The 13,437-nt window shown below is 68.6% G+C and carries 13 protein-coding genes; 6 read left to right on the top strand and 7 right to left on the bottom strand.

Annotated features, from left to right (window positions below; translation table 11 throughout):
* Nucleotides 1-33: 33 nt before the first annotated feature.
* From M8859_RS11910 to M8859_RS11900, 3 genes are read left to right on the top strand one after another with little or no spacing between them, the layout of a single operon-like run.
* Nucleotides 34-1,011 carry an ABC transporter substrate-binding protein gene (locus tag M8859_RS11910; RefSeq protein ID WP_159926794.1) on the top strand — a complete coding sequence of 326 codons (978 nt, stop codon included), beginning with the start codon at nt 34-36 and terminating at the stop codon, nt 1,009-1,011.
* A complete protein-coding gene (locus M8859_RS11905; RefSeq protein ID WP_223516607.1) occupies nt 1,008-1,553 on the top strand; it encodes a GNAT family N-acetyltransferase in 546 nt (181 codons plus the stop codon). Before M8859_RS11910 ends, M8859_RS11905 begins: the two co-directional genes overlap by 4 nt.
* Before the next feature lie 21 nt (nt 1,554-1,574).
* Nucleotides 1,575-2,114 carry a helix-hairpin-helix domain-containing protein gene (locus M8859_RS11900; protein WP_159926792.1) on the top strand — a complete coding sequence of 180 codons (540 nt, stop codon included), beginning with the start codon at nt 1,575-1,577 and terminating at the stop codon, nt 2,112-2,114.
* Between the two features lie 4 nt (nt 2,115-2,118).
* On the opposite strand, the gene M8859_RS11895 is transcribed toward M8859_RS11900, so the two are convergent.
* The gene (locus tag M8859_RS11895; RefSeq protein ID WP_249644218.1) at nt 2,119-2,703 is read right to left on the bottom strand and encodes a TetR/AcrR family transcriptional regulator; all 585 of its coding nucleotides are present in this window, start codon (nt 2,701-2,703) and stop codon (nt 2,119-2,121) included.
* 64 nt (nt 2,704-2,767) lie between these two features.
* Here M8859_RS11895 and M8859_RS11890 point away from each other — a divergent pair, with 64 nt between their 5' ends.
* Nucleotides 2,768-3,628: an alpha/beta fold hydrolase gene (locus tag M8859_RS11890; RefSeq protein ID WP_195070669.1), complete on the top strand. Its 861-nt coding sequence runs from the start codon at nt 2,768-2,770 to the stop codon at nt 3,626-3,628.
* 12 nt (nt 3,629-3,640) lie between these two features.
* Here the strand turns inward: M8859_RS11890 and M8859_RS11885 are convergent, their stop codons facing one another.
* Both M8859_RS11885 and M8859_RS37245 read right to left on the bottom strand, forming a co-directional pair.
* Entirely contained in the window at nt 3,641-5,884 is a 2,244-nt protein-coding gene (locus tag M8859_RS11885; RefSeq protein WP_195070670.1) for a hypothetical protein, read from the bottom strand.
* 100 nt (nt 5,885-5,984) lie between these two features.
* A complete protein-coding gene (locus M8859_RS37245; protein ID WP_159926786.1) occupies nt 5,985-7,112 on the bottom strand; it encodes an acyl-CoA dehydrogenase family protein in 1,128 nt (375 codons plus the stop codon).
* Between the two features lie 131 nt (nt 7,113-7,243).
* Here M8859_RS37245 and M8859_RS11875 point away from each other — a divergent pair, with 131 nt between their 5' ends.
* Both M8859_RS11875 and M8859_RS11870 read left to right on the top strand, forming a co-directional pair.
* Nucleotides 7,244-7,618, top strand: coding sequence for a MerR family transcriptional regulator (locus M8859_RS11875; RefSeq protein ID WP_159926784.1), 375 nt, complete (start codon nt 7,244-7,246; stop codon nt 7,616-7,618).
* Nucleotides 7,615-8,481 (top strand): TIGR03619 family F420-dependent LLM class oxidoreductase, encoded by an 867-nt coding sequence (locus tag M8859_RS11870; RefSeq protein WP_159926782.1) that lies wholly within the window; start codon nt 7,615-7,617, stop codon nt 8,479-8,481. The genes M8859_RS11875 and M8859_RS11870 overlap by 4 nt, the downstream gene beginning before the upstream one ends.
* Before the next feature lie 24 nt (nt 8,482-8,505).
* Here M8859_RS11870 and M8859_RS11865 read toward each other — a convergent pair whose 3' ends face one another.
* From M8859_RS11865 to M8859_RS11850, 4 genes are all read right to left on the bottom strand, one after another.
* Complete coding sequence (locus M8859_RS11865; RefSeq protein ID WP_159926780.1) at nt 8,506-9,006, bottom strand: flavin reductase family protein; 501 nt, start codon at nt 9,004-9,006, stop codon at nt 8,506-8,508.
* Nucleotides 9,007-9,345: 339 nt separating this feature from the next.
* Nucleotides 9,346-10,575 (bottom strand): cytochrome P450 family protein, encoded by a 1,230-nt coding sequence (locus M8859_RS11860; protein WP_195070672.1) that lies wholly within the window; start codon nt 10,573-10,575, stop codon nt 9,346-9,348.
* A gap of 9 nt (nt 10,576-10,584) precedes the next feature.
* Entirely contained in the window at nt 10,585-11,847 is a 1,263-nt protein-coding gene (locus tag M8859_RS11855; RefSeq protein ID WP_159926768.1) for a cytochrome P450, read from the bottom strand.
* A gap of 203 nt (nt 11,848-12,050) precedes the next feature.
* Nucleotides 12,051-13,346 (bottom strand): cytochrome P450, encoded by a 1,296-nt coding sequence (locus M8859_RS11850; RefSeq protein ID WP_370523807.1) that lies wholly within the window; start codon nt 13,344-13,346, stop codon nt 12,051-12,053.
* Nucleotides 13,347-13,437 lie beyond the last annotated feature (91 nt).

Here is a 13,437-nt window from a genome sequence, read left to right as displayed (position 1 = left end):
AACCGAGCCCGTACGGAAGGAACATCGATCATCGTGTCCATTGGTCTCACCCGGGCCGCCCGGCTCGCGCCGTTACCCGTCGCGCTGCTCGCCGCGGCGCTGCTCACCGGCTGCGGCAGCCCCGCTCCCGCCCCCGTCCAAGCGTCGGAGGGCTTTCCGATGACGATCTCGAGCTGTGGCCGCGACGTGGCCTTCACCGCCGCGCCCCGGCGCGTGGTGACGGTCGGCTCCGTCGCGGCACCACTCATCGCGGCCGCGGGCGCCGCCGACCGCATCGTCACCCGCACCTTCGAAACCGCGCCGTTTCCCGGCCGGTACGCCGACGCGCTGAAGGACGTCGAAGTCACCGCTCCCACCGGCGAACTCGCGCGCGAGGAGATCATCAACCGCACGCCCGATCTGGTGGTGAGTTTCGAGGGCGCCGCGGTCACGCCCGATGATCTGGCACGGGTGAACATCCCGCTGCTGGTGAGCCGCGGCTACTGCCGCGATGCCGCGGGAAGCTTCGACGACATCTTCGCCGACATCGAGTTGTACGGCCGGTTGTTCGGCACGTCCGCGGCGGCGAACGCCGAGGTCGCCGCTCTGCGGCAGCGAGTGGCCGCGATCGCCGACCGCCACCGCGCCGATCAGGTGACCCGGCCCGCCGCGGCGCTGATCATCTCGCGCGACGGCGCCGAGCTGAGCGCCTACGGCAGCACGAGCACCGTCGCCACCCAGATGGGAATCCTCCGCCTCGACAACGTGTTCGGCGACCTCGCCGAACGCAACGTCGAAGTCAACACCGAAACGCTGATCCAGCGCGATCCCGAGGTGATCATCCTGCTCACCCAAGGCGCCCAGACCCCGGAATCGGCGCGCGAGGCGCTGCGCGGCCGCCCCGAACTGGCGGAGCTGCGCGCGATCCGCGCCAACCGGATCGTCGCCGTCCCGTTCGGCTACACCGGCCCGGGACCGGTCGCCGTCGAGGGCCTGGAAGTACTGGATCGTGAAATCGGAGCGCAACGGTGAGCGCGCCCGCGGCCACCGGTTACCGACTGCGCGTGGCCTGCCCCGAGGATATTCCCGGCGCCCGCAGCGTCATGCTCGACACCTTCTACGAGGTGTTCGGCATCGGTTATCTGCCCGAGCACCATCACGATGTGATCGACCCGGAAACGGCGTATCTGCGCCACCCGCTCAACCGGCTCTGGGTCGCCGAGCACGAAGGCCGCGTCGTCGCCACCACCGCGATCCGCGCCCAGGGTCCGCGTCATCCACCACACCCCCAGTGGCTGGCCGAACAATTCCCCGACCAGAGCACCGCGCAGCTGTTCCGGGTCTACGTTCGCCCTGAGCACCACCGGCGTGGTCTGGCCACACAATTGGTCGGCGCGGCGATCGACTACGTCTCCGCAACACCGGAATTCGAGCGTCTGTATCTGCACACCGACGCCAGGACTCCCGGAGCCTTGGACTTCTGGCTCACTTTCGGCGAGATCATCCACGACGCCCGCGGGCCCGGTCCCGGGTTCCAGACCGTTCACCTGGAGATCCCGCTGACTCGCACGTAACGCTGTGCCACAGTTGGGCGCATGACGACCCGCGCCCAACTACGCAAGGCCGCGCTGGCGCTGCCCGAGACCGTCGAACAGAGCACCCGATCCGGTGTGGTCGCGTTCGCCGTGCGCGACAAACAGTTCGCGGCGGTAGGCGAGGACGGGCGAGCCCAGCTTCATCTGTCCGGACCGGACGCCGACGAAGTCCTGTCGGCGCACCCGACCGCCGAGCGGCTGACCCGTGGCGCCGTGCCGATCGGCGTCCGCATCTCGCTGTCGGATATCAACGGCCAGCAGCTCAACCACTGGGTGCGGCGCGCCTGGCTCGCGCGAGCGCCGAAACGGCTCGCGGCACAGGTGTCCGCCGGGGACGACGTGGACGCCGTCGTGAGCGACTTGCCCATGGCCATCGGCAGACCGGCCCGCCAAGCGCTGGTCGCCGCCGGGATCACCACGCTCGCGCAGGTCGCCGCGTCTACGCAGACGCAACTGCTGGCGCTGCACGGCGTCGGCCCGAAAGCCGTTCGCCTGCTGCGCGAAGCGCTCGAAACGACCGGACGTTCGCTCGAGGAGTGAACCGCTATGCGCGGACCGTGGTCAGCACCTGCTCGATGCGGGCGCGCAACGACCGGCCCGCCGCGTGCAAGGGTTCGGTGGAGCGCAGGGTGCGGCTGAGGACGAAAGCGCCCTCGAGGGCGGTGAGGACGGCGAGGATGAGGTCGCGCGCATCCGTGACCGGCAGGCCACGCCGGACGAAATAGTCGGCGCCCTCCTCGATCCACGCGGCGATGACCTCGGCCGCGACTTCGCGCAGCGCGGGTTCGCTGTCGGCGACCTCCCCCGCGACGGTGCCGACCGGGCACATGTTGATCCAGCCGGTCTGCTCGATCTGCTCGGCGGCGGCCGCGAAGGCGGCGGGCACCGCTTCGCGCAGGTCGTCATGGGGATCGAGCAGCAGGGGCAGCAACTGGATGTACGCGGCTCCGGACACGCGCAGCGCGGCGGCGGCGATCTGGGGTTTGCCGCCCGGGAAGTGGTGATAGAGGGAGCCCATCGGGGCCTCGGCGGCGACAGTGATCTGTTTGACGCTGGTTCCCGCGTAGCCCTGGGTGCGCATCAGCTCGGCCGTCACGGTCACGAGGCGTTCCCGGGTGCTGGTTGACATCTTCTCGGTCACCATTCCAGACTAGAGCAAATACTCTAGAGCGATCGCTCGAATGGAGGCGGACATGCCTGTCGTCGAACTCCCCGCGGGCCGGGTGCACTATGTCGAGCGCGGTGACGGACCTCCGGTCGTCCTGCTACACGGCCTGCTGATGAACCACACGCTGTGGGACGACGTACTCGACGCCCTTCCCAGCGGCTTCCGCTATGTGCTGCCGGACCTGCCGCTCGGCGCCCATCCTCTCCCGCTGCGCCCCGATGTCGACCTGAGCCTGCGCGGCTTGAATCGGCTGGTCGCCGATTTCCTCGAAGCCTTGGACCTGCGCGAGGTGACGCTCGTGCACAGCGATTGGGGCGGAGCGCTGTTCCTCACCGCCTACGGGCTCGACCGACGCGTCGGCAGGCTGATCGTGCTGCCGTGCGAGGCGTTCGACAATTTCCCACCCGGTTTGCCGGGCAAAATGGCCACCGTCGCCACCTATCTCCCCGGTGGGATCTCGCTGGCGCTACGGCAATTGCGTGTGCCGTGGCTGCGCCGCTCGCCGCTGCTGTTCGGCTGGATGGCGCGGCGCCCGCTGCCCGACGCGCTGGTGCGCGGCTGGACCGAGCCGGGGTTGCGGGACGCCCGGATCCGGCGGGACCTGCTGGCCTATACCAAGTCGGGCTTCCGCAAACCGGAGTTGATCGCGAATACCGGAGCGCTGCGCGACTTCCAGGGGGACGCGCTGATCCTGTGGTCGTCGGCGGGCAAGGTGATGCCCCGCGAGCACGGACGCAGGCTCGCCGAACTCATCCCGAAGGCGAAGCTGGTCGAAATCGACGACGCCTACGTCCTTTCCATGCTCGACCAGCCCGCGGCGGTCGCCGAGGCGATGACGGCGTTCCTGGTCGAGAGCCACCGCGCACCGGAGCCGAACACGCGCTAGACGCGCAGGCGCTCAGGCGTCCACGGTCACCAGTTCAGGTGCGGCCACGGGGGTCTGCGCAGCCTCGGACGGTTCCTCGGTCATGCGGCGACGCGTCCGGTGGTACGCCCACTGCAAAAGGCCGAGTCCGACGAGCCCGGCCGCGGTGGTCGCGATCCCGATCCGGCTGCCGGGCGGACTCCAGTCCACGATCAATTCCGCGCCCGAGGTGCCCGCCGGGATGTCGACCGCGAGGAACACGCCGCCGATCGTGCCCGCCGCCAGCTCGCGCCCGTTCAGGGTGACGCGGTGGCCCGGCCAGGCGAGCCGGGAGAACACGACGCGCCCGCCGCTGGCGGAGCTGACCACGGAACGGATGGTGATGTCGTCGAGCGCGTTCTTCGTCTCGGCGGCCACCCCCGCGGTGTGGGCGATCGGCCCGTTGCGGGTGGACACGGGCCCGGCGGCGCGCTCCAGCACCCAGATGTGGCGCTCGTGGCCCGGGTAGTCCGCCCACCGCCAGCCCGGGGGCGCGGGACGGTCGCGGGCGTCCGGGTATTGCGTGCGATGCAGGACCACCCGGTCGACCTTCATCAAGTCGACGATGCTCGCCCCCGTGACGGTTTCGGTCGCGAAGGCGCGGCGGAACGCGTCCGGGCAGGTGCTGCCGTCCCAGGCCATGCACAGCATGCCGGCGAAGGCGGCGTGCCCGATCGGCGTATAGGCGTTGACGTAGTCGAGGCCGAGCGCCTTCGCGTAGTTGCCGATGGCCAGCGAACCGTAGGCGCCGGCCAGGTTCCGGTCTCGCGGGTGGACGGCGGCGCGGTCGGCCAGTTGCAAGGTGAGGCCGTCGAAGTCGGGGAACGCGGCGCGCATCGCCGAGCGCCGTTCCGGGAAGTTGTAGGACATCGGCGTGCTCGGCGCACCGGCCACCTGCGCGTAGGCGATGGGGAACATGGCGAGGACGGCCAGTGCGCACGCCGCAGCCGCGCCGCGATGGCGCACCACCCACAGGGCGGCCGCGCCCAGCGCGCCCACCGCGAGCGCCCCCGCCACATGCCGCAGCACCAGTTCCGGAGCGGCCGAGACCGACCGCACGAACAACAGGCCGATCAGTACGGCGGCGGCTGTGGCGCGTCGGCGCGAGGCGGCGAAGGTGCCGTGGCGGCTCAGCAAGACGCAGACCAGCACGAGTAACACGATGGCGAGCATCGGCAGCACGCGGGCCGGCCAGCGCAGCGGACCGATGGCGCCGGGGCCCGCCGTCCACATCAGCACCGCGACCGCCAAGAAGACCGGTCCGCTGAGGTCCCTGGCGGCGGAGCGCGCCGCACGCCAGCCGATGAACGCCAGCGCCGGGATGAGGAACCACGCGATGTAGACCATGGGCAGCGGCTGTACGTGCCCCCACCAGGCGGTGAACGCGGGCGTGGTGCTCGGCAGGCTCGCGTTCAGCGACTCCGACCACGGCACCGTCAGAAACGGGTCGTTGTGGATCTGCACGCTGCCGCGCCAGGTCACCTGCGAGGACAGGATGCCGGACAGATTCGCGATCGCCGCGGTGAGCGCCGCGCACCCCGCCGCGAGGCAGAGCCGGACCGTCGGCGCCCAACGGCGTTGATACACCACCTCACCGGCCGCGACCGCGGCGATGATCAGCGCCGATTGCACCGCGGTGAACGCGTATTGAACCGTGAGCGTCAGGTACAGGAAGACGAATACCGGCAGCGGTCCACTCCGGCCGCGGGCATACTGCACCGCCGACGCCCAGGCGTGCACCATCCAGGCGGTCGCCACGTGCGGGGTGAACCAGCTGGCCTGGTCGAAGAACAGGAACCAGCCGCTCAGCGGGAACGCGACGCCCGCGACAGCGGCCCACCGGGGGCGAGCGCCGTAGGCGAGGCAGATGCGGAACACGCCGAGCGCGGCGATGATCGAGAAGACCAGCTTCACCGCGGTCGCGTAGGCGGCGAGGTCGTCCATCGAGGGCGCGAGGAGATAGACCAGCAGCTGCGGCGGATTGAACAGCGCCGCCTCTTCCAGGGTGTAGTTGCCCGCCATCCACTCGTGCGGGACGAGCGCGGGAAAGCGGCCGTCGCGCAGCAACTCGCCGAGCATCACCCACATGGGGGCGTACTGCGCCTCGGTGTCGTCGGTGTAGTAATGCCTGGCGTCGGCCAGCAGCACCGACACATACCCGGCGATCACACCGACGACGGTGGCCGCGCCCCAGACGTAACGTTCTTTTCGGGGCCCGGTTGCCGCGGCAGTACTCACAAGGCGCGGAGTGTAGCCGCAAGGAGTAAACGAGTCACGACCTGTTCGCGTGATATGTCCGGATTCTCGGCGGCTGCGGTCTTCGATCGACTCCTGCGATTCACGCCCCGTCCGGCACGCCCAGGACTTCCCTGCCGATCACACCGGCGATCACCTCGGTCGAATACGCCATGAGCTGGCCCGCCTGGGCATCGCGCAAGTGGCGCTGGATCGGGGACCGCTTGAGATACCCGGAGGCGCCGCCGACCCGGACGCCCAGTTGCGCCACCTCGACCGCGACCTTGTTCGCCAGGTATTTCGCCCGGGCGAGGTTGTCGAAGAACGACGCGATCCCGTTGTCGGCCTGCCACAACGCCTGTTCATAGAGCGTGTGCGCCGCCGCGAGCCGGGTCTGGACGTCCGCGACGTCGTATTGCACCCACTGCTGGTGCGCCAAGGGCTTACCCAGTATCTCCCTGGCCCGAGCGTGCTCGACCAGCGCGTCCAGCGCCGCATCGGCGATACCCAGCGAGATCGCGGGCAGACCGGCGGGGATCACCGCGAAATCTTCGGGCCGAGGACCCCGCCCTCGGTAATCGGCGCGCAACAGGGTGTTGTCGAACGCCAGCAGCTGACTGCGGGTAGCGCGCAAGCCGAGAGTGTCCCAGATCGGGATGACCGACACCGTCTCGTCGGGGACCACGCCGAAGAAGGCGGGCTCCCCCGCCACGAGCGCGTTGACCAGCAGATAATCGGCGATCTCGCTTCCCGACACGAACCGCTTCGCCCCGCTGAGCGACCATCCGCCCTCGGTCGGCATGGCGACCTGCTGTGGTTGGAGGAAACGGTTGCCGCTGGCGGGTTCGGACAGCGCGTTCGCGAAGCGCTTGCCCGCACGGAACTCCTCGGCGAAGAACGAACCCAATGTCTCCCGGGTGAATTCGGCCAGGGCGACACCGGCCCCCGCGTGCATCGTCCAGATCGTCGCGGTGGACGGATCGGCCTTGGCGAGAATCCGGATCAGGCGCCCGAGCCCCGAGTAGCTCAACCCCGCGCCGCCTGCCGATTCGGGTAGGACCGCCTGATTCACTCCCGCCGTGTGCAACGCGTCGAGATGCGCGACGGCGATCTCGGCGCGCTCGTCGTAATCCGCTGCCTCGGCGGCGAATCCGATCGCCAGGTCCGAGACCCGATCGAGCAGTTCCCGTTCGTCGTCTCGGATCGGAAGGAAGAAATGGGCACTCGTCACGAATCGCTCTCTGGTCGGGAGGAAATCGGCGGGCACGACCGCCGGACGGCTCACCCGAGAATAGGCAGACGCTTGCCTTGACGTCGACGAGAAGGTTTAGCGTTTGCGGTGACCTGGGCGAAGGAGGACGGATGCGCATCGGCGAATTGGCGCGGCGGGCCGGCACGAGCACGCGCGCCCTGCGCTACTACGAAGAGCACGGTTTGGTGCGGCCACGCCGCGCGGCCAATGGGTACCGGTTCTACGACGACACCGAGTTGCTCATCGTGGGGAAGATCCGCGAACTGCTCGGCGCCGGCTTCGACCTCGACGACGTCCGTCCCTTCGTGGCCTGCCTGCGGGCAGGTCACGGCTCCGCGGACGTCTGCCCGGATTCGGTGTCCACCTTGCGGCGCAAGCTGGCCGAGGTCGATTCCTACCTGGACCGCCTGGAGGACGTGCGCAGACAGTTGCGCGGCCGCCTGGCCGCGGCGTGCGAGTTCGACCGGGTGCGGGAGCAGCGGTGAAGTTCGCGGTCAGCTACAGCACGCCGATCTTCGGCGTCGACCCCGACCGGCTGATCGGCTACGCACAGCACGCCGAGCGCTGCGGATTCGAGGCCATTTACCTGCCCGAGCACATCGCCCTGTATCCGGGCGCGACCGTCGGGCCGATGGAGATCACGCCGTCGGTGCCGTTCGCCGATCCGCTCGACGCGCTGAGTTTCGTGGCCGCGGCGACGGACCGGATCCTGCTCGGCACCGCGGTGCTGCTGCTGCCCTATCACCATCCGGTGGTGCTCGCCAAACGCCTGGCGACGATCGATGTGCTGTCCAAGGGCCGGATGCGCCTGCTCACGGTGGGACTGGGCAGCCTGCCCGGTGAGGCGCGAGCGATGGGCGTGGATTTCGCCACCCGCGGCCGTCGCGCCGACGAGGCCATCGACGTGCTGCGACTGCTGTGGTCCGGCGACGCGAACGGCGTTAGCTTCGACGGTGAGTTCTTCCGATTCGAGAACCTGTGCAGTTACCCGAAGCCCGCTGGGGGCGAGCCCTTGCCGATCCATGTCGGTGGATCGAGCCGGGCAGCCGCCCGCCGCGCCGGAGCGCGCGGCGACGGATACTTCCCGGGCGGCATGCTCGGACCGGCCGAACGCGCCCGCCAGCTCCAGGAGGTCCGCGCGGCGGCCGACGCGGAGGGGCGCGGCGCTCACGCGTTCGAGTACACGCGCTGGGGATCGATCGACATGCCGGCCGAACGAGTCGAAGGCCTCGCCGAGCAGGGCGTTACGCGCGTAGTGGTGAGCGCGAGTACGGGCGACCCGGCAATCGCGCGCGACGAGCTGTCCACCTTCGCCGAACGCTTCGGCCTTGCGAACACGCCGCGCTGACAGCCGGATCGCGACGTGACCACCTCAGACAGTATGCCCGGCAACCAGATCCGCGACCGAGTGATAATGCAATGTCTCCGCCGCGTGGCGCAGCACGGCGCCGTCCTCGGGTTCCAGTAGCACTCCGACGTGATCGCCGAAGTCGTACCGCTCGCGGATGTGGGCGCTGAACCAGCAGGGCACCGTGCTGAGCACGGGAATGCCGCCGGGGCCGGAGTGCCAGCCGCAATGCATGAACTTGTCGATGTCGTCGCCGGTCTCACCGCCGAAAAGCCGGGCAAGCGAGCGCTGTTCGCTGCCCAGCAAATGCACCGCGAGCCGGTCGGCCCGCTGGGCGACCCGATAGGTGTGGTTCTTCTTGGACAGGCCGATCAGGAACCGGCGCGGCTCGATGCTGACCTGCGTCGCGAAACCGACCAGGCAGCCCGCGCGCCGGCCTTCGGCCTGCACTGTGACCAGCAGCACGGGGTAGTCCGCCGCCGCGACCACCGCGTCGAACACTGCGGTCCGGTCTTCGGTAGCCATCGGTCCTCCCAGCGTGATGCGACGTTCTCCGGATGCCCGCGCGATCGTCGCGCAAACATGCCGGGCCGAGCGGCGCAAACCTTCGACCGCGGCGGCAGATTCGTCTGAGACGCCGACGCCGACAAGGGTGGGTCGCCCGTGCGACGGCTGCGTAGACCAGCTTTCCGATCTACATCCCGTGGATGATAGTCCACCACAACGGCTTCCGCGCCGACACTGAAAATGCAGAGTGGCGATCGCCACATTGCGAGCCACCTGCGTTCACGTCCACACAGCGGCGTCGATCACGCGCCCCCGGTGCACGCGCCCCCGCCCGCGACCGGGGGCGCGTTCCTGCTCCTAGTCCACCGGTGCCAGGTACACGGGAAGCCTGGCATGTCCGTTGGAGATGAAGCTGGACACTGCGCCGAGTTCGGCGGGGCTCGCCGCCAGACGCAGCTTCGGGAAGCGCTGGAAGAGGGCAGGCAGGGCGATCTCGGCTTCCAGCCGGGCCAGCGGCGCGCCCAAGCAGTGATGCGCCCCGTAGCCGAAAGCCAGATGCTCCTTGGTCGGTCGCCGCACGTCGAACTCGTCGGCGGTGGCGCCGTGCAATTTCGGATCGCGGTTGGCCCCGGCGTAGGAGGCGAGAATCGGGTCGCCCTTGGCGATGCGCCGGCCGCCGATCTCGATGTCGTCGACGGCGAAGCGCAGCGGCAGGTGCGCCACCGGCGCCTCGTAGCGCAGCGCCTCTTCGATCAGATCGCTCCAAGCCGCACGCCCCTCGGTCACCTCCGCCCACTGCTCTTGATGGGTCAGCAGCGCGAAAACGGCTTGATCGAGCAGGTTCACCGTGGTCTCGTGCCCGGCGCTGATGACGAGCAGCAACGTGTCGATCAGCTCCTGATCGGTCAGCTGCGAGCCGTCCTCCTCGTCGCGATGCGCGATCAGCAGGCTGGTCATGTCATCACCGGGCGTCTCGCGCCGGTAGGCGACGAGTTCACCGAGGATCCGGTACATCTCCAGGTAATTCGCCTGTGACGCCTCGGGTCCGAGCGAAGTGTCGAAGATCCCGTCGACGCAGGTGCGCAAACCGGCGTTCAGGGATTCCGGTACGCCCATCAGCGCGCTGATGACCTGGATCGGCAGCGGGTAGGCGAAACGCTCCCTGAGGTCGACCGCCTCGCCCGCCGGGATCGCGGCGAGCTCGGCCAACAGGTCCGCGGTGATCTGCTCGATCAACGGGCGCATCGCCTGGGTACGGCGGTGGGTGAACGCGGGGGCGACCAGCTTGCGCAGCCTGCGGTGATCGGCGCCGTACGCGGTGAACATGTTGTTCACGGCGACCCACAGGAACAGCGGCCAATCCTGGGGTATCTCCCCGTTGATGAACGCGGGCCAGTGCTGCCTGGCGTCTTTCGACACCCTCGGGTCGGCCAGCAACTGCTTGAGCACCGCGGTGTCGGTGACCGACCATGCCCGCACGCCGCCCGGCAATTCGACGAGGGCCACCGGCCCGCGCTCCCGGATTCGTGCGGACTCGCCCTGGATGTCGGCGCCGGCCGGGTCGAGGACTAGGGGTTGTGTGTCCATCGGGACTCCTCAGAAAACAGTCAATGGAGGGGATTTGGGAAACACGACGGGTAGGGACACCAGGGCGCGATGGAATGGACCGGGCCGCCAGCTCAATTGGCCGGGCTCGACCGCCAGCTTCAATTCGGGCAGTGCGTCGAGGATCTGATCGATGGCGTCCTGGGCCAGCAGATACGCGGCCGACCGTGCGGGGCACGCGTGCGGCCCCACGCTCCACGCCAGGTGCGCACGGCTGTCGATACGTTGACCGACGCCGATCGCGGGATCGTTGTTGCAGCCCGCCATACTGATCAGGACCGGCTGGTGCGCGGGCAGCCAGACGCCGTCGATGAGGATCGGCTGCTTCGGGTAGCTGACGCAGTAGTTGGCCATCGGGGGGTCGTTGAACAACACCTCGTCCAGGGCATCGCGCGTCGAGAGGCTGCCGCCGAGAAAGTCTCCCGCGAAGCGTTCGTCGGTGAGCATCAGCAGCAGCGTGTTGACGATGAGGTTCTGCTGTGGTTCGATGCCCGCGCCGTAGAGCGTCGCCAACTGGTGGATCATCTCCACGTCGTCCAGGCCCGCGGAGTGCCGCAGCAACCTGGAGGAGATGTCGTCGCCCGGTTCCTTCCGCTTCAACTGCACCAGTTCGAACAGCGCGTCGGTGAGCATCGCGTTGCCCTTGTCGGCGTTGACGCCCTCGAAGATGGCGGCCATACCGGTCGCGACCTGCTGTCCGATGTCCGGCGGGCAGCCGATCATCGCGTTGAGCACCGCAAAGCTGAGTGGAAACGCGTACTGGCTGATCATGTCCGCCGCGCCGTCCTCGCAGAACGCGTTGATCAGCGGAATGGCGATCTGCTCGATGGTTCCGTGCAGCGCGTGCAGATCGATCCCGGCGACGGCGGCGACGTTGGCCCGGCGATAGCGCAGATGTTCCAGGCCCGCGCTGCGCAGCGCGTTCGGCCGCCATTCCAGCATCGGCAAGACCGGGCACTCACCTGGAATGTCCTTCTGCCAGGTGCGGGGATCCGCCGGGAAGTGATCGGGATCGTTGAGGATGCGCAGCGCGGTGTGGTAGCCGATCACCAAAGTGGCGGGCACATTCGGCGATAACTCGACCGGAACGAGCGGACCGTACATGCGGCGCATTTCGCGGTAGGCCTTGTGCGGGTCCTGCGCGTATTCCTCCGAATACAGCGAATAGCGAGGACCGTCGGTGTCGATCGGCGAGCTGTGTCGAACGGGGCACCCGTTCGCAGCGGCGGACGGCGGGAAGTGTGGCGTGGTCAAAAGACAGAGCTCCAGAGAACAAGCAGTCGACGAACGCGTTCGCCGCGCACGTGCGCGCGCGACGCGGTGGGTCGACTCGATGCGTGGTTATCGGCGACAGGCCGGCGCGCACCCTCGTCGGCATGTGCGCAGGCGGCCTCTGAGCGGCTGCCTCCCTTCTGAATCGCGATCCCGCGTTCCTACCATCGCCGGACGGCTCGCGGCTAGGCCGGTTCGCTCCCCTGCTGGTCCGGGAAGACAGGCAACGGAGGGGATTCGGGGAAGACAATCGGCAGCGCGGTGAGCGAACGGTGAAACGGGCCCGGCCGCCAGGCCAGTTCTTCGGCGGGAACGGCCAGCCGCATCTCGGGCAACGCGTCGAGCAGCTGATCAATCGCGTCCTGGGCGATCAGATAGGCCACCGATCGGGCCGGGCAGGCATGCGGCCCGACGCTCCATGCGAGATGAGACCGGTTGTCGGTGTATACGCCCGTGTTGATCGCGGGATCGTTGTTGCATCCGGCCATGCTGATGACCACCGGCTGGTGCGCCGGTAGCCAGACACCGTCGATCAGGATCGGCTGACGTGGAAACGTGACGCAATAGTTCGACAGCGGCGGATCGGTGAACAACACCTCGTCCAACGCGTCCCGCGTCGACAGGCTGCCACCGATGATGCCGCCGGCGAACCGCTGGTCGGTGAGCATCAGCCGCAGGGTGTTGATGATCAGGTTCTGCTGCGGCTCGATGCCCGCGCCGTAGAGCATCAGCACCTGCTGGACCATCTCCGTGTCGTCGAAATCGACGGGGTGCTGCAATATGCGGGAGACGATGTCGTCGCCGGGCTGGGATCGTTTCAGCGCCACCAGTTCCGACATCGCGTCATTGAACATCGCGTTGCCCTGCTCGGCATCCACGCCCTCGAACATCGCGGCCAGTCCCATCGCCGCCCGCTGTCCGATGTCGGGTGGGCAACCGAGCATGGCGTTGATCACCGCGAACGACAGCGGGAACGCGTACTGCGCGATCAGGTCGGCCGAGCCGTCGCCGCAGAAGCTGTTGATCAGCGGAACGGCGATCCGCTCCACCGTGGCCTGCAGTGCGAATTGGTCGATCTCATCGATGCCCGCGACCGTGGCCTGCCGGTAACGGGTGTGCTCCGGGCCGGAGTTGCGGATCGCCGCCGGACGCCATTCCAGCAGCGGCAAGACCGGGCAGTCGCTGGGGACGTTCTTCTGCCAGGTCCGCGAATCGGCCGGGAAATGGTCGGGATCGTTCAGGATGCGCAAGGCGGTGTGGTAACCGATCACCAGCGTGGCCGGCACGCCGGGCGCCAGTTCCACCGGCACCAGCGAACCGTACCGGCGGCGCATCTCTCGATAGACACTATGGGGATCCGCGGCGAATTCATCCGAGTACAGCGCGACCCGGGGACCATCGGGGCCGACCGGTGAGCCGTGCCGGACGGGGCAGCCGCCCGACGACAGCGCGGACGATGACGAGGACTGTGGGGTGGTCAAAACGTGACTCCAAAGACGGAACGTTCGACGAGCAGGGTAGGCGCATGACACGTGCCCAGCCGGAGGCCGGGTCGTCGTGCGGACGTGGCTG

It is taken from the genome of Nocardia sputi (assembly GCF_023501985.1).
This window is presented reverse-complemented; position numbering and strand designations above follow the sequence as displayed.